20 protein-coding genes and 1 riboswitch are annotated in these 18,402 nt (G+C 27.2%); of the genes, 4 read left to right on the top strand and 16 right to left on the bottom strand.

The features are described from left to right. Positions 1 to 29: 29 nt before the first annotated feature. The 15 genes from HMPREF2852_RS00440 to HMPREF2852_RS00370 form a co-directional block, all read right to left on the bottom strand. On the bottom strand, positions 30 to 1,220 hold the full coding sequence (locus tag HMPREF2852_RS00440; protein WP_070604997.1) for a cation:proton antiporter: 1,191 nt from the start codon (positions 1,218 to 1,220) through the stop codon (positions 30 to 32). 46 nt (positions 1,221 to 1,266) lie between these two features. Further along, positions 1,267 to 1,339: riboswitch (Fluoride riboswitch) on the bottom strand. A gap of 23 nt (positions 1,340 to 1,362) precedes the next feature. Next, positions 1,363 to 2,049, bottom strand: coding sequence for a hydroxyacylglutathione hydrolase (gene gloB / locus HMPREF2852_RS00435; RefSeq protein WP_070604994.1), 687 nt, complete (start codon positions 2,047 to 2,049; stop codon positions 1,363 to 1,365). Between the two features lie 72 nt (positions 2,050 to 2,121). Continuing rightward, positions 2,122 to 3,021, bottom strand: coding sequence for an L-serine ammonia-lyase, iron-sulfur-dependent, subunit alpha (sdaAA, locus tag HMPREF2852_RS00430; RefSeq protein ID WP_019117539.1), 900 nt, complete (start codon positions 3,019 to 3,021; stop codon positions 2,122 to 2,124). Next, complete coding sequence (gene sdaAB / locus HMPREF2852_RS00425; protein ID WP_070604991.1) at positions 3,021 to 3,686, bottom strand: L-serine ammonia-lyase, iron-sulfur-dependent subunit beta; 666 nt, start codon at positions 3,684 to 3,686, stop codon at positions 3,021 to 3,023. The genes sdaAA and sdaAB overlap by 1 nt, the downstream gene beginning before the upstream one ends. 130 nt (positions 3,687 to 3,816) lie before the next feature. Beyond that, positions 3,817 to 4,554, bottom strand: a complete 738-nt coding sequence (locus HMPREF2852_RS00420) for a YwaF family protein (RefSeq protein WP_070604988.1) — start codon at positions 4,552 to 4,554, stop codon at positions 3,817 to 3,819. Between the two features lie 145 nt (positions 4,555 to 4,699). Continuing rightward, the gene (locus tag HMPREF2852_RS00415) at positions 4,700 to 5,734 is read right to left on the bottom strand and encodes a serine hydrolase (protein WP_222563194.1); all 1,035 of its coding nucleotides are present in this window, start codon (positions 5,732 to 5,734) and stop codon (positions 4,700 to 4,702) included. Positions 5,735 to 5,889: 155 nt separating this feature from the next. Continuing rightward, a complete protein-coding gene (locus tag HMPREF2852_RS00410) occupies positions 5,890 to 6,585 on the bottom strand; it encodes a LemA family protein (protein ID WP_070604985.1) in 696 nt (231 codons plus the stop codon). A 237-nt stretch (positions 6,586 to 6,822) separates the two neighbouring features. Continuing rightward, positions 6,823 to 7,206, bottom strand: a complete 384-nt coding sequence (locus tag HMPREF2852_RS00405) for a hypothetical protein (protein ID WP_070604982.1) — start codon at positions 7,204 to 7,206, stop codon at positions 6,823 to 6,825. 473 nt (positions 7,207 to 7,679) lie between these two features. Next, positions 7,680 to 7,859 carry a 30S ribosomal protein S21 gene (rpsU, locus tag HMPREF2852_RS00400; protein ID WP_004838985.1) on the bottom strand — a complete coding sequence of 60 codons (180 nt, stop codon included), beginning with the start codon at positions 7,857 to 7,859 and terminating at the stop codon, positions 7,680 to 7,682. Positions 7,860 to 7,898: 39 nt separating this feature from the next. Continuing rightward, on the bottom strand, positions 7,899 to 8,240 hold the full coding sequence (locus HMPREF2852_RS00395; protein WP_019117533.1) for a histidine triad nucleotide-binding protein: 342 nt from the start codon (positions 8,238 to 8,240) through the stop codon (positions 7,899 to 7,901). 65 nt (positions 8,241 to 8,305) lie between these two features. Continuing rightward, the gene (brnQ, locus tag HMPREF2852_RS00390; RefSeq protein WP_070604979.1) at positions 8,306 to 9,670 is read right to left on the bottom strand and encodes a branched-chain amino acid transport system II carrier protein; all 1,365 of its coding nucleotides are present in this window, start codon (positions 9,668 to 9,670) and stop codon (positions 8,306 to 8,308) included. A gap of 198 nt (positions 9,671 to 9,868) precedes the next feature. Beyond that, positions 9,869 to 11,140 (bottom strand): ClC family H(+)/Cl(-) exchange transporter, encoded by a 1,272-nt coding sequence (locus HMPREF2852_RS00385; RefSeq protein WP_070604978.1) that lies wholly within the window; start codon positions 11,138 to 11,140, stop codon positions 9,869 to 9,871. Positions 11,141 to 11,151: 11 nt separating this feature from the next. Next, positions 11,152 to 11,958, bottom strand: coding sequence for a C39 family peptidase (locus tag HMPREF2852_RS00380; protein WP_070604974.1), 807 nt, complete (start codon positions 11,956 to 11,958; stop codon positions 11,152 to 11,154). A 174-nt stretch (positions 11,959 to 12,132) separates the two neighbouring features. Further along, positions 12,133 to 13,029, bottom strand: a complete 897-nt coding sequence (locus HMPREF2852_RS00375; RefSeq protein ID WP_070604971.1) for a diacylglycerol/lipid kinase family protein — start codon at positions 13,027 to 13,029, stop codon at positions 12,133 to 12,135. A 140-nt stretch (positions 13,030 to 13,169) separates the two neighbouring features. Then, positions 13,170 to 13,997 carry an exodeoxyribonuclease III gene (locus HMPREF2852_RS00370; protein ID WP_070604968.1) on the bottom strand — a complete coding sequence of 276 codons (828 nt, stop codon included), beginning with the start codon at positions 13,995 to 13,997 and terminating at the stop codon, positions 13,170 to 13,172. 133 nt (positions 13,998 to 14,130) lie between these two features. On the opposite strand from HMPREF2852_RS00370, the gene HMPREF2852_RS00365 reads away from it, so the two are divergent. Further along, a complete protein-coding gene (locus tag HMPREF2852_RS00365) occupies positions 14,131 to 14,988 on the top strand; it encodes a KPN_02809 family neutral zinc metallopeptidase (RefSeq protein ID WP_070604965.1) in 858 nt (285 codons plus the stop codon). Between the two features lie 91 nt (positions 14,989 to 15,079). Here HMPREF2852_RS00365 and HMPREF2852_RS00360 read toward each other — a convergent pair whose 3' ends face one another. Further along, positions 15,080 to 15,415, bottom strand: a complete 336-nt coding sequence (locus HMPREF2852_RS00360) for an ArsR/SmtB family transcription factor (protein WP_004838993.1) — start codon at positions 15,413 to 15,415, stop codon at positions 15,080 to 15,082. Between the two features lie 148 nt (positions 15,416 to 15,563). On the opposite strand from HMPREF2852_RS00360, the gene HMPREF2852_RS00355 reads away from it, so the two are divergent. Genes HMPREF2852_RS00355 through HMPREF2852_RS00345 form a run of 3 tightly spaced genes read left to right on the top strand, consistent with a single transcriptional unit; the run spans position 15,564 to position 18,351 of the window. Then, a complete protein-coding gene (locus tag HMPREF2852_RS00355) occupies positions 15,564 to 15,782 on the top strand; it encodes a hypothetical protein (RefSeq protein ID WP_070604963.1) in 219 nt (72 codons plus the stop codon). Between the two features lie 9 nt (positions 15,783 to 15,791). Beyond that, positions 15,792 to 17,675, top strand: coding sequence for a heavy metal translocating P-type ATPase (locus tag HMPREF2852_RS00350; RefSeq protein WP_070604960.1), 1,884 nt, complete (start codon positions 15,792 to 15,794; stop codon positions 17,673 to 17,675). 4 nt (positions 17,676 to 17,679) lie between these two features. Continuing rightward, positions 17,680 to 18,351, top strand: a complete 672-nt coding sequence (locus tag HMPREF2852_RS00345; RefSeq protein WP_070604958.1) for a YjjG family noncanonical pyrimidine nucleotidase — start codon at positions 17,680 to 17,682, stop codon at positions 18,349 to 18,351. Positions 18,352 to 18,402: the final 51 nt, after the last annotated feature.

Here is an 18,402-nt window from a genome sequence, read left to right as displayed (position 1 = left end):
ATACTGATATTTTATCAAAAATATGTCTTTCAATCTAATAATTTTTGGTTAAAATTATCAATAAATATCGCCCCAACAGGAGCTGTAATTAAAATTCCCAAAACTGCCATCGATAAAATTATTTCTCCACTAGAAAGTCCATTTGCAAGTGGAACTGCTCCAATAGCTGCTTGAACGGTGGCCTTTGGCATATAAGAAAAAACTGTAAATAATTTTTCCTTTTTATTTAAATTTGAAGTCGAAATTGAAAGCAAAGTTCCCAAAGACCTAATAATAAGCGCCAAAAAAATCATAAGAATTGAAATAAATCCAAGTTTTCTTATATATAAAATATTAACTTCAGCTCCAACCAAAACAAATAATAAAACTTCTGCAAAAATCCACAATTTTCCAAATTTTTCTGAAAGTCTTAAAGAAACTTCATAATTCGCTTTAATTTTGAAAACACAACTCATTGCTATAACTGCCAAAAGTGATGAAAAAGCAATTTTATCTTTTAATATCTTTTCCATTGCAACTAACAAAAATGAAATAGCAAGAATTATTATAAGCTTAGTAGAATTTCTTATCATATCGCCTTTTTTATAAAAAAATTCAAAAACGATATATAAAATATAGCCAATAATAGATCCTACAATAATTCCCAAAATTATAGAAATTGGAACATTTGCCAAAGAAATCAAACTTACATCTTCTCCCTTTGCCATTGACAAAAATGATGAAAACAAAACAAGAACAAATATATCATCACAAGATGCACCAGCAAGAATCATTTGTGGGATTGATTTTTCAACTCCCCTTTTTTCTTCAATTAATTTTACCATTCTTGGCACAACAACAGCTGGCGAAACAGCTGCAAGAACCGAACCCATTAAAAGTGCATCAACACTTCTTATTTTGAAAAATATTCTTGCAAAAATAAAATAGGCTAATATTTCAAAACTTGCAGGCAAAAATGACAATAAAATTGCAGATTTTCCTATTCTTTTTAAATCAGAAACATCCAAAGAAAGACCAGCCTTAATTAAAATTACAATCAAGGCAATTTGTCTAAGCTCTGCTGAAATATTTAAAGTCTTTGAATCAATTAAATTTAAAACATTAGGTCCTAAAATAATTCCAGTAAAAAGCATACCAATTAGAGCAGGTATTTTTAATTTTTTGCAAAAAAATCCAAATATTAACCCAAAAATAATAATTAGACCAAAAGAAACTAACATAAATCCTCCTTTTTGGGACAAAAAAACTGATGAAATCTGTCCCCTAATAGTAACAGAAGTCATCAGCAAAATGCGGTTTTAGAAATAATCTAAGGGAGAACTTCATTCCCTTTTAGTATTATAAATTTTTTGAAAAAATATGTCAATTTTTAATTTTTATAAATTCCTTGAACTCTTCTAAATTTTTTGCCATAAAAAATGGATTGATTAAAAATTCTTTTTCAACACTTGTCGGAAGGCTAGGAAGAGATCTTGAAAGTTTTTCTTTGGCCTCACTTATTGCATCGTCCATAATTTTATCTTTAATAATTCTTTTTGATGATTCTATACAATCAATAGTGTATTCATGAGCTGGATAAATCAAAATATTTTTATCCAATTGTTTGATTTTTTGAACGGAATCAAAAGAACTTTGATAATCTCCAGTAAAAACTCTTCCACACCCCGAAGAAAATATTGTATCTCCACAAAATAAATTTCCATCTACCAAATAAGAAATATGTTCTTCGGTATGGCCATTAGTTTTTAAAACTATAAATTTATATCCAAAAATTTCAAATTCATCTTTATCTTTTAAAGTAATATCATTTAAATTTTTCGTTTCAGCTGGACCATAAACTCTTACACCTTTATATTTTTCCTTTAATTTTTTCACTCCACCAACATGGTCCATGTGTTTGTGAGTTAATAAAATTGCGTATAATTTTTTATCTTTCAAATAATCAAAACAAGGATTTGCCTCTCCTGGGTCAATTAAAATTACCTCTTTTTCTTTTTCTATTGTCCAAATATAATTATCTTCAAAAGCTCTAATAAAATTTATTTTCATAAAAACTCCTCTCAAAAAATTTATACCCAAAAATCAAAATAAAAAAAGTAGGCAAAAGCCTACTAATTTAATTTATTTATTTTCTTTTGTAGAGTCATTTCCAAGTGCGAAAAATTTCTTTCTAATTTTTCTTCCTGTTTCTGTTCCTGCTATTCCGCCTATCCCTGTTTCTCTTAAAGCTTCTGGTAAAGTAGATCCAACTTCTCCAGCTGCTTTACAAACTTCATCAAATGGAACTATGCTTGTGATTCCTGCCATTGCCATATCAGCAGAAATAAATGCGTTTACAACTCCAGATGCATTTCTAAAAGTACAAGGATATTCTACAAGTCCTGCAATTGGATCACAAACAAGACCTAGCACATGCAAAAATGCAAAACTTGCTGCGTGAAAACAAACTTCTGGGCTTTGATCGTAAAGAAAACATGCTGCAGCCGCTCCCATGGCAGCTCCTGATCCTGTTTCTGCTTGGCAACCGCCCTCAGCTCCTGCAAAAGATCCATAATATCCAATTATTTTTCCAATTCCAATAGCTGTTAGCATTGCATCAACCATTTTTTCATCAGAAAATCCTTCACGTTTTTTTAGAGAATATAAAATTGCTGGCAAAATTCCAGAAGAACCTGCAGTAGGACTTGCAACAATTTCTCCCATTGCTGCACTAATTTCTAGAGTTGAAAATGCCATTGCCATTGCCTCTGTTACAAAATTTCCTGTAATGGATTTTCCTTCTTTTGAGTAGGCATTCATCTTTTTTGCAAATCCATCAATCATACCCATTGCAGTTTTTGTTTCATGGTTTAAATTTCCTGTTGCAGATTCTTCCATAACCTTAAACATTTGTTTCAAATTAAATAAAATATCATCTTTATTAATTTGCGATGATTTTAATTCTTCTTCAAGAACTAAATCTTTGATGTGGACTCCTCTACTTTCACATTCTTCTATAACTTCAGATGCTTTTCTAAACATTATCTAACCCCTTCTATATAATTTGCGTAATCATATCTCTTATTATTTATAATCTCGTCAATAATTTCTACTTCTAATTTTTCATTTAATTCAACTATTAATGTTACTTCATCGTCAGCTTTTACTGTTTTCATACTTTCAATATTGTAATCATTAGTTGCTAAAAGCTTACTTACTTCATAAATTACGCCTTTTTGTTCTTTGTATCTTAAAATAATTGTTGGGAATTTTCCATTATAAGAAATTGACACATCATTAATTTCAATTATTTCTATATTTCCACCACCAATTGATGAGCCTGTAACTGATGATTTTGTTCCATCTGGATAATAAAAAACAATTTTTGCAGTATTTGGATGAACTGTTCCTAGATCATCTTTTATAAAATGATATTCAAGTCCTTCATCGTCAGCAATTTTAAATGAATCTCTAAGTCTTTTATCATTTGGTCTAAAACCTAAAACTCCTGCAAGAAGTGCCTTGTCAGTTCCGTGTCCCTTATAAGTTTGAGCAAATGATCCATGAAGATGAAAATCTACCCTAGTAAAACCATCTTTTACAATTGATATAGCAACTTGTCCAATTCTTGCAGCTCCTGCAGTATGAGAAGACGAAGGTCCTATCATAATTGGTCCAATTATATCAAAAACTCCATACTCTTTCATAATACCTCCATTTAATTATAAAAACCTTTGCATTATATTACAAAAACTTACATCTAATATTATATTACACTTTTTGATAAAAAAATAAAAGCCAATTGATATTATTTTGCTAAAATTTTGCAAAATAATATCAATTGGCTTCGATTAGTTTTAATTTTTTAAAAATATAAAAATTTAAATAGATAGAAAAATTATATAAAATTGCAGCCAATAAAAAATAAATTATTGCTGGTAGTTTATTTAATAAATTTGTAAAAACTGGACTATAAGAAAGATAAGCATAATTTAAATTAAATTTCAAATTTATTATTTCAGTTATTAGCAAAAATACATTTACAAATATAAATAAAAACTTCAAATTTTCTTTTTTTATTTTAATTTTATCGACTATTAGGAAAAATAGTGAAACCCAAAATACTAAAAAATGTGTCAAAAAGAAATTTACATACATAATATGAGGCCATGAATATGGCATTAAATCTGGAAAAATTAAGCCAATAATTCCACCTATTAGTCCCCAAAAAATTGTAAGAATTTTTAAATTATTTGAATTAAATATAAGTGCAAAAAATCCACTATAAATACTTATCCTACAAGTGTATAAGGGCAAGGCCTCATTTATTGTATCTTTTCTTACAAAACAAATAAAATATAAAAAACTTATCTGCTGAAATGCCAGCAAAAAAATAAAAATAAATCTTACATATTTATATATTTTTTTATTTTCCCTGATTTTTCTTCTGTATTTATATAATAAAATTGCTACAATTACCATAAAGGCAAATAAAATTAAATGCAAAAAACTATATGAATCAAAGACAAAACCATCTTCTTTTCTTCTAAAAAATTCATCCATAAAATTATTCATTACTACTCCTAAATTTTCTAGCTACTATCATATAATAATTTTTATTTTTAGTCTATTGTTTTTTATCAATTAATAAAATAAACTTTTAATTTCTCAAAAAAAGCCAAAAGATTTTTTCTTTTGGCTAATTTTTATATTAAATTTTTTAATTATCCTTATCAAATGCTATAAATGCATTAGAAATTCGTCTTCCTAAATTATGCATTGATTCAAATTGTGGACTGCCTCCATGACTTACTGGCTCATCAAAATCACTCAAAAATGAAATTGCAAAAACACTATCGCCAACATCTATTATAGCTATATCATTTTCTATTCCACCATCTGGATATTCTCCAGACTTATTTAATCCCTTAGCTTTTTTTGGCAAATCAGCCAATAATTTTATTTTTGATGTTGTAGTATTTTCAGACATTGCCTTCATTGCTATATCACAATGCTCACGGCTAATAATTTCTCCATCATAAATTACAATCAATGCCTTGTTGAGGTCTTTTGCATTTACAAGATTGGCTTTGCCTCTTCCATGCATTTTTGTATATAAGGCACATCTATTTTTTCCAGTTACTTTATTTATCATTCTTCCTACATTTAAACATGCAGTCTTCATATCATTATCGCCAATTTTATCTATTAGCCTATCTGTAGCTTCATTATTTGAATCTCTTAACATTAAATAAATATCATCTTCCACATCTTTTTCATCCAAAATTCCTTCTTCAACTTGCCTGTAAGTTTCAAGTGCGATAAAAATTTTAATAGTTGATGCCGCAACTTGTGCATCATTTTCGTCAGAAGATTTTTTCTCAATAGATATATTAGATTTTCCACTAATTGTATCAACAGCAACTTGCCAATCGCCCTTTAAATTTTCCGTTTCTTCATCTATTATTTTTTCAATTTTTGTATAAAGATAATCATCAGTTACTCTTTTGTTTTTGAATTCATTAGAATAATCTTTTTCCATTTCATCAGCAAAAGTAACATTTGAATCATATAATTTTTCTATATCATTTAAATACTTATCAGATTTAAATCCAACCACGCTATTTTTTGCTGGATGTGGTTTAATTTTTTCTGATTTTTTGTCTGACTTAGATAATTTAATAATAAAAATTAAAACAAATAGAATTATAATAGCCAAGGCAAAACTAGGAATATTTTTCTTGTTTTTTCTCATAGTTCCCCCAATAAATATGTACTTCTAATTTTATGCTAGCCCATTTGTAAATTAGTGTCAAATTTTTAGCGTTTTTTTATAAAATTTATAAATTTAAAATAAAAAATTCTCCTATAAAAATAGAAGAATTAATTATTGCCTATTAAATTATAAAATTAAATTCCTAGCATTTCATCTGTTATTTGAACTTCTTCACGATAAAATTCTTTATCTGTAAATTTCAATGGTTTACGCAATAAAACCAAAGGAAATTGATGAATTAAGCTATTGTAAGATTCAATGCACCTATTTAGTTCAATTTTGCTATTAGATAAATAATTTTCACTATTAATAATTTCATCTAATAAAATTTTTACATTTTGATTATTGCTAAGTTCTGGAAAATCATTAATAAAATTTCCAAATTCTTGTGAACTTGTTACAAGCACATCTTCATCGCTATAAGTTTTCAAACGATCTTTAGTATTTTTTTCGTGACGTTCTTCCTTTTTTGTATAACTTGCTTTTGCAATATCAATATAAGATTCTTTTTCGTTTTTTTGATGTTTATCTATCAAACGATTTGCCTTGTCAATTAAATCACGATTTCTAATTTTTATAGATTCAAGACTGCTTGTATTACTATAAATTCTTTGCTCCAAAGACTTAGCACTGTTATATTGATATATAAAATTTGCAATAAGAGCACATGCAAATCCAAAAGTCACACTTGCACCACTAAAAGGCTCTACTGTCATCTCAGCATCATCTGGAGTAATTGTCATAGAAAAAATCATTAACCAAACAATAGTTAATAAAAATCCTAATCCGACAAATACACATACAGATTTAAATACACTTTTTGATTTCATAATATCTCCTCAAATTTTTATACTATAAATATACAAAAAATACTTAATATAGTCAATAAAATTATGTATAAATGTAAAAACTAAATCAAAGCAAAAAATTCAAAAAAAAAACAAGATTTTTAAAAGAGAGTAATTATTTCAAAAATCTTGTTTTTAAAATTGAACAAAAAATAATTTTTAAAATTACTTTTCATTTTCATATTAATAAGCTATTCATCTAAGGAGAAATCATAATTTTCATTTGATTTCTTGCTTATTTTTTTTAGGAACTTGTATAGCCATAAAAATGGAACCAGCAAAAAGAAGTACGCTTGCAATAATCATAAGATAAAAACCTGTTGTGGCAAATTCCATATATTGTTCAAATGATTGATATTGAAGAATAGCTATAGCTAAATTTAAAACAGAAAATACTATAGTAAGAATTTTTTTCTTCAATAAACATGAAAGAATTGCCAAAAGAGATAGGACAATCAATATAATTCCAGAGCCAAAGCTATCATCAGGTTTTAATAAATTTATTTCTTGACCCAAAAATTCTGCTGCAGGAATTACAGTAGAAATACAAACAAGGACACCAAATATAATAACTAAAATTTGGCTAGCATAAATTTTTTTCATAATTTTCTCCTTTAATAATTTTTTAAATAAATGTTCCAAGATAAAAAGCAAAACTCCTAAAAATAAATTTCCCCTTAGATTTCAAGTTATTTTTATATTATTATATAAAATAAAAATCGATCAAAATAAATTAAGATAATATTATACACTATAAAATAAAATCCAATTTTAAATATAAAAAAAGCACCTCCTGCAAAAATTGCAAAAAGGCACTCTAAAAAATATCCTCAAAATTTCGGATAAAATAATTTACTTTAAATTTTCTTATTTTACATAAATTCGCCATGAGCATAATTAACCTCTCAAAACGCATTAATTTTTTTAATATTATAGCACTTTAATTGGCAAAACACAATATAAAAATAAAAATTTTTTTATATAAAATCATTATAAGATTTTAACTTAATAAATTCATATTATTTTAAAATAAAAATTACACACAATAAAAAAAGACCCAAGTGGGTCTTAAATTACTATTTTCTTCTTTTTTTTCTCTTTGCTGCCTCAGATTTCTTTTTTCTCTTAAGGCTTGGCTTTTCGTAGTGTTCTCTTTTTCTATATTCTGTTAGAACACCGGATCTTGCGCATTGTCTTTTGAATCTTTTAATTGCACTATCTATTGATTCGTTTTCTCCAACTTTGATCTCTGTCATCTCTATCCCCCCTCTCGTATCACACAATTAAGTTTGAAATCAACCTGGTGGCCATTGCAAGGATCTTTGTGCTAAAACATGAAAGTGCATGTGCTTAACACTTTGTCCTCCATCTTCTCCTGTATTGTTGACTATTCTGTAGCCATCTTCTGCTACGTTTAGATCTTCTGTTATTTTTTTAATAACCATAAAGATATGAGAAATTATATCCTTATCTTCTTCATCTAATTTAGCCAAACTTTCTATGTGTTTTTTTGGTATAACAAGAAAATGGATAGGTGCTTGTGGATCAAGATCATTAAATGCAATTACTTTTTGATCTTCGTAGATTATATCTGATGGTATTTCTCCGTCAGCAATCTTACAAAATACACAGTCCATACTTCACCCCCATTGATAAATATAATATCATATTTTAATAAAAAGGTAAAATTTTTTTATAATTTTTACAAATTTATTTCTTTTATCTTTTCTTTTTTTATAATACTTATTAATAATCCTAAAATAATTCCAAATATTGCTGGAATCAACCAGCCAAATCCTAGTTCAAATGCTGGTAAATAATTTTTTGCAAAATCTACAATTTTGCTTATAGAATTCGTACTTGAAATATTTTTTGGCAAAGCTTTAAGCAAATCAAAAATTGAAAATATGGCCGTAAACAAAATAGTTAAAGAAAATATTATCTTGTTTTTGCCAATTATTGGATATGCCAAAGATAAAAATATTAGAACTATTGCAAGCGGATACAAATACATCAAAACTGGTATTGACAAGCTAATTATTTTTTGAAGTCCTAAATTTGCTATCAAAAATGATATTAAGGTAAAAACTACAGCATAAGCTTTGTATGAAAGTGTATTTGGATACATTTGTATAAAAATTTCAGAGCAGGCAATGATTAGTCCAATAGCTGTTTTTAAACAAGCTACTATTACTATTGCAGCTAATAAAATCTTGCCGAAATTTCCCAAATAATAAAATGAAATATTAGATAAAATTCTTCCACCGTTATTGCCTAATTTCATTATATTTACAGAAGATGATGACATAAAAGATAAAGAAATATAAACTGTGCTCATAGCAATCAAACAAATTACTCCACTTTTTAAAGTTTCTTTAGCAATTTGATTTGAATCTTTTACTCCAAGTTTTCTAATACTTGAAATAATTATAATTGCAAAAGCAAGGCTTGCAAGAGCATCCATTGTGTTATATCCATCAAGAATTCCTGTAAATAATGGATTTTTTTGGTAAATTTTAGTAGGTTGATTTTTTGCCAAATCTCCCATTGGTTTAATGATTGCAAAAATAACCAAAACTGACAATAAAATCAAAAAAGTTGGCGTCAAAATTTTTCCTATATTATCCATAACTTTGCCAGGTTTTAATGCGAAAGCTAAGACAGCAAGAAAAAATATTAATGAAAAAACAAATAAAAATAATTTTATTTTATCTTCAGAAATATTTGGAGCAATTCCAACTTCAAAAGCTACCGTTGACGTTCTTGGAATTGCAAAAAATGGTCCAATCGTCAAATACAAAGCTGTTGTAAAAAAATATGCAAATTTATCATTTACAGTCTTTCCCATTTCAAACAAACTATCATTTTTTGAAATAGCACTTGCAACAACTCCCAAAATTGGAAGTCCAACCCCACTAATTATAAATCCCAAAACAACTTTATAAAGATTAGTTCCAGAATTTTGTCCAAGCTCAATTGGAAAAATTAAATTTCCAGCTCCAAAATACAAGCCAAACAACAAAGAACCAACTAATAAAGTTTGATTAAAACTAAGTTTTCTTTTCATATTATTCCCCTATCTTTTCAAAATTAATATTTATATAAATATTCCTAATTTTATACAAAATATTACTTAGATGAATTATAACACAAGAAAAAAAATTATAAAAGCAAATCTACATATTTCTATCAAATTTCCCAAAAAATTTTAAAAATCAAAAATAAAAAAGAGCTATCAAAAAGCTCTTTTAAATCTTACAAATATTTATGATTTATTTTTTATCATAATCTCAAGAAGAGATTCATATATTGGTTCATTATTGAAATTTTCTGTTAGTAAATAAGCCACAAGACTTACAATTATAATTGGCAAGAAAAAATCAATTCTTCCTCCTGTCATCTCAATTATCAAAAACATTCCTGTCAAAGGTGCTCTAACAATTGATGCAAAATGAGCAGCCATAGCAAGCATTGAAAAAATTATAATTTCATTTTCGCCAACTAAATTTAATTCAAATAAAATACAGCCATAAAAATTTCCAATTAATGAACCCATAGCAAGCAAAGGAAAAAATATTCCGCCAGGAATTCCAGAGCAAAAAGCAATTAGCAATAGCAATAATTTCATAAAATAAAAATATATTAAAGTTGAAATTTCATAATTATCTCCTTGGGCAAGAGAAATAAAATTTTCTCCACTTCCCAATAATCTACTATCAAAAAGTAAAAAAATACTTGTGATAAAAAACGGAATTATAGATTTTATACTTTGAGAAATAGGCAAATTTTTATATAATTTTTTTCCAAACAAAATACCCTTATTAAATAGAATTGATGAAAATCCTACTAAAATTCCCAAAAAAATTAAATAAATCCAAAATCTCATAGATAAATTTAGATTATTTTTAATTTTTATTACAGGATCATTTCCTATAATCAAACTTGTTACAATGCTTGATGAAATGATTGTTGATGTTATGTAAATAAAATTAATTCGAGAAGTTTTTTTCATAAGTTCTTCAAGGGCAAAAGCAATAGCAGAAATTGGTGCTGTAAAAGCACTAGTAATTCCAGAAGCAGATGAACCAATAATCATTATTTTTTTATCATCGTCATCCAATTTGAAAATATTTGCCATAACCTCACCAAGAGAGCCTCCTATTTGAACAGAAGGACCTTCCCTTCCCAAAGTTAAACCAGAACCAATAGCAAGCAAGCCCCCAATAATTTTATTAATCAAACAAGACAAGGCACTATAATCCAATTTATCATGCAATTTTCCTGAAATTTGAGGAATTCCGCTCCCACCAATCATAGGCTCCTTGTTTACACAAATCGAAACCAAAAAACCAATAAATATAAATGCAAAAACAAAAATTATAGCATTTAATAAATTTTTTTGACCAAAAATTATTAAATTAGAAATTACAAACATAATTTTTGGAATTAAAAGTCTAAATAAACTTACTACAAGACCTGCACATAAACCAATTATAATTGAAATCAACAATAATTTATAAGAAATACGTTTTTTCATTCTAACCCCATTTAATAAACTAACCAAATATTTGCAATTTGATCTTTGATGCTATTATATGACCAAGATTTCTCAGAATTTTTCATAGAATTCGGATCATTTATAACAAATCTTCCATTTTTATAAGAATCAATAACCAAAATATGTCCAAACAAAGTAAAATATCCCTTATTCACAGAAACAATAAGGCTTCCCCTGTCAAGAGCATTAATCATAGCATCTTTATCATTTTCAATATTTTCAATATTATGGCCATATTTATTAGCCTCATCAGCAAAAAATTTCCACTCAATGCCTTCACTTCCCATATAAGATTGAGCATCCTGAGCAATATTTGAAGGACTAATATCCAAATTTGGATTTAATCTTTTTAAAACCATAGCCATAGAAGTAGGACCACAACCCGCAAATCCAATATTAGAATTTCCCAATTTATTATAGGCCCACCTATTATCCCATTGTAAAAAATAAGGAGTAAGTCTTCCATAATTTACACTTTCACCAGGATAATATTCAAAATCAACTATTCCATTTTTCAAATTATAAACAAACTCACAAGTATCTATATCATTTCCAACAAGATAAATTTCACTGTCAGTTAAGCTATCAAAATTCTCATAAAGCCAATTAATTTTTTCATTATCATCTTTGTGTTTTTCAATATTTTTATATAATTCATCCATATCATCAGTTTTTTCCTTATTAAAAATAAGGCCAATCAAATCATCAACCCCTCCCGTAATCGAACTTGATTTAACTAATGAAAAAATAATTACAACTAAAAAAATAAGAAAAATAAATTTTAAAAATTTTTTCATATTATTAATATATCATAAGCACATAAAATTTAATAGTAGACATAATAATTGTTTGATTCTAATTTTTTATTTTTAAAAAATTTATGCCATTTGAAATTTAAAATAAAAAAGAAGGTGTGACCCCTCTTTTTATTAATTACTATTTAAAATTATAAAAATATTTCTAATATTTATTTAATTATTTTTAGGCATATAAATTTCTACATGTTTTTCTAATATTTCTATTTGGCATGGAAGTTGTTCGTTTAATTCTCCATCCATGTCTAATTCTATTTTTTTATCTTCCAAATTTTTTATTGAAAGTTTTTTGCAAGTAAATGATTTTATATTTTCATTTTCGTCTACTTTACCAAATAGCATATCTTTTGCTGCATCTACTTTTGATATTATTCCTTCGTCTGTCATCACGAATACATTTAAATATCCATCGCTAAGGTCCGCATCATCTTTAGAAAATTCTAGATTGCCAATTTTATTTACTGTCATAACATATACCAAAGATGCTTTGCACTCAAAAGATTTATCTTCGTATTCAATTTTTATATCTACTGTTTCATCTTTTGGTAGTGTTTTTAAAACATTTTTAACGTAAGCAAATCCTCCCAATTTTTCTTTTTCTTTTGAATCTGTTGATGTTGTTGCTTCTATTAATTTTCCAAAACAAACATAGTAAGAAAAATATGTGTCGTTGCATTTTCCTATATCAACTTTTTTTGTTTTTTCAAATGATAATTTTTCAATCGCCTCACAAAGATCATTTGAACCACCTATTAATTGCATATAGGTGTTATTTGTTCCTCCTGGCAATAAGCCGATTTTTGGTCTGTAGTCCATTTTGGAAACCCCATTTATTACTTCATTAAATGTTCCATCTCCTCCAACTACAAATATTGAATCAAATTTTTCTTCGCAAGCAGTTTTTGCAAAATTTTCGCCGTCATTTTCTTTTTGTGTTTTTTTATCAATAATTTCATCAAATTCATCTTGTAATTTTTCTTTTAATTTTTCCATAAATTCATCATTTTTACCATCGCCTGAATTTGGATTTTCAATTAGCATACATTTTTTCATAATATCTCCTAGTGTGAGTTAATTTAAATTTTTTATTTCTTTCTACTTTTAAAATATACCCAAATTTAAATCAATTAAAAAACAGAATAAAACATTTAAAAATTTTTCAATTTCTAAATATTTTATCCTGTAAATTAAAATTATATATCTATTGATAAATATATTGGTGTATGATCTTGTCTGTCTCCAGAATCTATCATATTAGATTCTTTTATTTTATCTTTTATTCTGTCTGATACTATAAAATAATCTATTCTCCAGCCAGAATTATTAATCTTACTTGTCTTTACTCTTTGTGCCCACCAAGTATATTTTCCTTCAACATCTCCATGAATATGTCTAAATGTATCTACAAAACCTTTGTTTAATAAATTTGTAAATCCATTTCTTTCTTCATCTGTAAAGCCCGCTGATTCATGATTATTTTCTGGATGTTTCAAATCAATTTCTTTGTGTGCAACATTAAAATCTCCGCAAGCAATTACTGCTTTGTTTTTGTCTAAATTTTCCAAATAATTTGCAAATTTTTCATCCCAAATTTGTCTTAAGCCAAGTCTGTTTAGACCATTTCCTGCATTTGGTGTATAAACTTGTGTCAAATAAAAATTTTCAAACTCTAAAGTAATAATTCTTGCTTCTTGGTCCATTGTATCTGGCGCATTCAAAACTGGGAAAGTAATTTTTGTTTGAAGATTTTTTTTATAAAGCGTTAAACATCCTGCGTATGATTTTCTTGCAGGCTCTTGAGAGCTTACCCATGCGTAATCATAGGATGGAAAATATTCTTCCAAAATTTTTTGATGTTTTTTGCCAGGACCAGTTCTTGGTAATTTTGTTTCTTGAAGACAAATCACATCGGCGTCTTCACTAATTATAGTTTTTAAAACGTCCCTAGACATAACAGCTCTATTTGAATCACTTGTAAGGGCAGCATTTAGGGAATCTATATTCCATGAAATAAACTTCATTGTATCTCCTTTAATTTATATTATTAAAAATATTTTACCAAAACTTTAAAATATTACCAATTTATTATCAAAAATAAATATTAACTTGTTTAAATTGGGGTATTAATTTAATAGAAAAAAATTGGAGGTTAATATGAAGTGGAAAAATAGGAGAAAAAGTTCCAATGTAAATAGAGGCTCTGGTGCACCAGTTGTTTTTGGTGGTGGAATTGGCGGGCTTATTTTAGTTCTTATTTTATATTTTCTTGGAGCAGATCCTTCTGTTATAAATAATAAAAATGTAAATGAAACACAAGAAAATAGGTATGAAGAAACTATTTCTGAAAATCAAAAAGAATTGGAAGATTTTCTTTCTGTTGTTCTTGCTGATACAGAAGATATGTGGCATGAAAAATTTTTTGAATATAATTTGACTTACAAGGAGCCAAGCATGACTCTTTATACAAAAACAACAAAGTCATCTTGTGGAATAGCTCAATCTGGTATGGGACCATTTTATTGTCCCCTTGATGAAGCTATTTACATTGATGTTTCTTTTTATGATGAATTAAAAAATACATTTGGAGCTGGTGGAGATTTTGCTTTTGCTTATGTCCTTGCTCACGAAGTTGGTCATCACGTTCAAAATGAATTAGGAATATTAAATCAAACTCAACAACTTCAAAAAGAATTATCCGAAAAAGATTACAATAAATATTCAGTAGCTCAAGAATTGCAAGCCGATTATTTTGCTGGCGTTTATGCATATTTTTCAAAAGAAAATGGATATTTAGAAAAAGGAGATATTGAAGAAGCAATGAAAGCTGCATCATCAATTGGAGATGATAATATTCAAGAAATGTCTGGCTCAAATATAAATCCTGATAAATTTACTCACGGCTCAAGCAAAGATAGAAAAAATGCCTTTGACATGGGATACAAATATCATGATATTGAACATTCCATGGAATTTTACAAAAATTTGGATTATGAAATTAAAATTAATATTTAAAATAAACAAAGATAAGTTTTTGAAGTGAACCTAAAAATCCAGAATACGGATTGAGTAGTTCACTTCATTTTTTAGTTTATCTTTTTTATTCCTATAAATTTTTAGTATCTAAAATTACATTAAACATAAATTCGCTTAGTTTATTGTCGTTTGCCTTATAAAACATTTCTTTGCCTTCTCTTTTTGATGAAATAAGTCCTGCTGTTTTTAAAATTTTTAGGTGATGGCTTATAGCAGGAGATGACATTCCCATAATTGCAGCTATATTTATTACGCATTCTTTTCTATGGCATAAAAGCCAAAAAATTTGTAATCTTTTTGGATCTCCCAAATGTCTGAAAGCTTTAGAAATATCTGATGCCTTTTCTTCTTCTAATAAAAAATCAATTTTGTCATCGTTTTTATAATGTTTATGTGGTAATTTCATTTATTTCTCTCCTTATTTATACTTTACCACAAAAATATAATTTAATTTAAATTTTTTTGTTGACTTTACATAAATAATCTTGTATTATGAACTTAGATACAATTAAATATTTGTTTAATTGTAAATTTTTAATTAAAGGAGAATTTTTATGAAAAAATCTTACAAAATTGAAGTGGATTGCCCTTCATGTGCAAATAAAATGGAAATCGAAGCTAAAAATACAGATGGAGTCAAAGACTGTACCATTAACTTTATGATGTTAAAAATGAAAGTTACATTTGAAGATGGTGTGGACGAAAAAGAAGTAATGGAAAATGTTTTGAAAAATTGCAGAAAAATTGAAAAAGATTGTGAGATTTATTTTTAAGGACAAATTATGAATAAAAATCAAAAGAAAAATTTATCTAGGATAATTTTATCAGCCTTAATCTTAATTATCCTACATTTTCTAAATTTTAATAATGTTTTTACAAGTATAATGTATTTAATTTCCTATCTTTTGGTTGGATATGACGTTTTACTTGAGGCTTTCAACGGAATTAAAAATAAACAGGCTTTTGATGAATCTCTTTTGATGTCTATTGCGACAATTGGAGCAATAATTCTTGCTTTTTATACAAAAAGTGGAGATTTTGTAGAAGCTGTTGCTGTTATGCTTTTTTACCAAATTGGAGAATTTTTCCAATCATATGCTGTTGGAAAAAGCAGAAAATCTATTGCAGATCTTATGGATATAGTTCCAGATTTTGCAAATATTGAAGATGAAAATGGAAATATAGAAGAAGTAGATCCAGACGATGTTGAAATTGGTTCAACAATAGTAATAAAGCCTGGAGAAAAAGTTCCTTTGGATGGTATTGTAATTGATGGACAATCTTCACTTGATACCAAAGCCTTGACAGGTGAGTCAGTTCCAAAGGATGTAAGAGAAGGATCTGAAATATATTCAGGATCAATTAATTTAAATGGTTTATTAAAAATTAAAACTACAAAAGAGTTTGGAGAATCCACCGTCACAAAAGTTTTAGAATTAATTGAAGATGCATCAGAAAGAAAATCAAAATCTGAAAATTTCATTACAAAATTTGCAAGAATTTATACACCAGTAGTTGTTTATCTTGCTTTAGCCTTAGCGTTTTTACCAGGAATATTTTCATTTTTGATGGGAAATAGTCCAAATTTTTCATCTTGGATTTATAGGGCTTTGATATTTTTAATTATATCTTGCCCATGCGCCTTGGTTATTTCAATTCCTCTTTCATTTTTTGCAGGAATTGGATCTGCAAGCAAAAAGGGAATTCTTGTAAAAGGATCAAATTATATGGAAGTTTTATCAAATGTTGACCAAATCATTTTTGATAAAACCGGAACCTTAACAAAGGGAACTTTTGAAGTAACAGCTGTTCATCCAGAAAAATTATCTAAAGAAGAACTTCTTCATATAGCAAGTCACGTTGAAAGATATTCAACCCACCCTATTGCAGATTCTTTGAGAAAAGCCTATCCAAACGAAAAAGATGATTGTGAAATTCGTGATATAAAAGAAATTTCAGGCTATGGAATAAGTGCAAAAGTAAATGGTGATGAGGTTTACCTTGGAAATTCAAAATTAATGGATAAATTAAATATAGAATGGAAAGCTTGTGAAAAAATTGGAACCATTATCCATCTTGCAATAAATAATGAATACCAAGGTCACATTGTAATATCAGATACAATAAAAGAAAATTCTAAAAAAGCTATATCTGATTTGAAAAAAAATAATATAAGCAAGACAATAATGCTTACTGGAGATTCTAAAGAAGTTGGAGAAAATGTTGCAAAAAATTTATCTTTGGATGAATTTTACAGTGAACTTCTCCCTCAAGACAAGGTAAAAATCCTTGAAGAAATTTTAGATAAAAAAGATGATGTAAATAAAAAAATCGCCTTTGTTGGAGATGGAATTAATGATGCCCCATCACTTACCAGAGCAGATGTAGGAATTGCTATGGGAGCTATGGGCTCAGATGCAGCAATAGAGGCTGCTGATGTTGTTTTAATGGATGATGATCCAGGAAAAATTCCAACGGCCATAAAAGTTTCAAAAAAATGTCTAAGAATTGTAAAAGAAAATATATATTTTTCAATCGGTGTAAAAATTATAGTTTTAATTCTTGGAGCCTTGGGACTTACTTCAATGTGGGCTGCAATTTTTGCAGATGTTGGTGTTACAATTATAGCTGTATTAAATGCTATGAGATGTATGTATTTAAAATAGTAAAATGATTAAAGCAGTTTTAATTGATATAGATGATACGATTTTTGATTTTGAAAAATGTTCCAAAAATTCTTTTTTAAAAACTTTAGAAAAATTCAATTTAAAATTTAAAGAAGAAGATTTTTCTTATTTTAATAAGGTTAATGATATTTTATGGACCAAGCAAAAATTAGGAGAGATTAATATAAAAGAAGTTTTTATAAAAAGAGATTATCAGATGGGTAAATATTTTAATCTAGATATAGAAAAAGGCCTTTTCAATGATTTATTTGTAAAATTTTTATATGATGAAATTGAAATGGTCGATGGAATTGAGGATTTATTGTTATATTTATCGGATAAATACAAAATTTTTACTGCAAGCAATGGGATATTTAAAATGCAGGAAAATAGGTTAAAAAAATCAAATCTTGATAAGTATTTTGATAAAATTTTTGTATCAGATAAAATCGGTTTTGAAAAACCAGATAAGAAATTTTTCCAAAAAATAATGGATCTTACAAAATTTTCAAATGATGATTTAATCATGATTGGAGATAGCATAAAATCAGACATAATTGGTGCAAAAAATTCAAAAATCAAATCTATTTATTTAAATAAGGAAGACAAAAAAATTTCAGATAAAAATTTCACTTATCAAGTAAAAAATTTATCTGAAATTAAAAAAATATTGTAAAAAAGTGCGAAATCTTTTCGCACTCAGAGCGTCGACAAACCCACCAATAAA

The organism is Anaerococcus sp. HMSC065G05 (assembly GCF_001812365.1).
Lineage (GTDB): Bacteria > Bacillota > Clostridia > Tissierellales > Peptoniphilaceae > Anaerococcus > Anaerococcus vaginalis.
Note: the sequence above shows the minus strand (reverse complement) of the source record. Positions and strands in the feature narration are given on the sequence as shown.

Bases quoted from the DNA above. Each gene is read 5' to 3' on its own strand.
- HMPREF2852_RS00440 (WP_070604997.1), bottom strand. From the start codon at position 1,220: ATGTTAGTTTCTTTTGGTCTAATTATTATTTTTGGGTTAATATTTGGA.
- gloB (WP_070604994.1), bottom strand. From the start codon at position 2,049: ATGAAAATAAATTTTATTAGAGCTTTTGAAGATAATTATATTTGGACA.
- sdaAA (WP_019117539.1), bottom strand. From the start codon at position 3,021: ATGTTTAGAAAAGCATCTGAAGTTATAGAAGAATGTGAAAGTAGAGGA.
- sdaAB (WP_070604991.1), bottom strand. From the start codon at position 3,686: ATGAAAGAGTATGGAGTTTTTGATATAATTGGACCAATTATGATAGGA.
- HMPREF2852_RS00420 (WP_070604988.1), bottom strand. From the start codon at position 4,554: ATGAATAATTTTATGGATGAATTTTTTAGAAGAAAAGAAGATGGTTTT.
- HMPREF2852_RS00415 (WP_222563194.1), bottom strand. From the start codon at position 5,734: ATGAGAAAAAACAAGAAAAATATTCCTAGTTTTGCCTTGGCTATTATA.
- HMPREF2852_RS00410 (WP_070604985.1), bottom strand. From the start codon at position 6,585: ATGAAATCAAAAAGTGTATTTAAATCTGTATGTGTATTTGTCGGATTA.
- HMPREF2852_RS00405 (WP_070604982.1), bottom strand. From the start codon at position 7,206: ATGAAAAAAATTTATGCTAGCCAAATTTTAGTTATTATATTTGGTGTC.
- rpsU (WP_004838985.1), bottom strand. From the start codon at position 7,859: ATGACAGAGATCAAAGTTGGAGAAAACGAATCAATAGATAGTGCAATT.
- HMPREF2852_RS00395 (WP_019117533.1), bottom strand. From the start codon at position 8,240: ATGGACTGTGTATTTTGTAAGATTGCTGACGGAGAAATACCATCAGAT.
- brnQ (WP_070604979.1), bottom strand. From the start codon at position 9,670: ATGAAAAGAAAACTTAGTTTTAATCAAACTTTATTAGTTGGTTCTTTG.
- HMPREF2852_RS00385 (WP_070604978.1), bottom strand. From the start codon at position 11,140: ATGAAAAAACGTATTTCTTATAAATTATTGTTGATTTCAATTATAATT.
- HMPREF2852_RS00380 (WP_070604974.1), bottom strand. From the start codon at position 11,958: ATGAAAAAATTTTTAAAATTTATTTTTCTTATTTTTTTAGTTGTAATT.
- HMPREF2852_RS00375 (WP_070604971.1), bottom strand. From the start codon at position 13,029: ATGAAAAAATGTATGCTAATTGAAAATCCAAATTCAGGCGATGGTAAA.
- HMPREF2852_RS00370 (WP_070604968.1), bottom strand. From the start codon at position 13,997: ATGAAGTTTATTTCATGGAATATAGATTCCCTAAATGCTGCCCTTACA.
- HMPREF2852_RS00365 (WP_070604965.1), top strand. From the start codon at position 14,131: ATGAAGTGGAAAAATAGGAGAAAAAGTTCCAATGTAAATAGAGGCTCT.
- HMPREF2852_RS00360 (WP_004838993.1), bottom strand. From the start codon at position 15,415: ATGAAATTACCACATAAACATTATAAAAACGATGACAAAATTGATTTT.
- HMPREF2852_RS00355 (WP_070604963.1), top strand. From the start codon at position 15,564: ATGAAAAAATCTTACAAAATTGAAGTGGATTGCCCTTCATGTGCAAAT.
- HMPREF2852_RS00350 (WP_070604960.1), top strand. From the start codon at position 15,792: ATGAATAAAAATCAAAAGAAAAATTTATCTAGGATAATTTTATCAGCC.
- HMPREF2852_RS00345 (WP_070604958.1), top strand. From the start codon at position 17,680: ATGATTAAAGCAGTTTTAATTGATATAGATGATACGATTTTTGATTTT.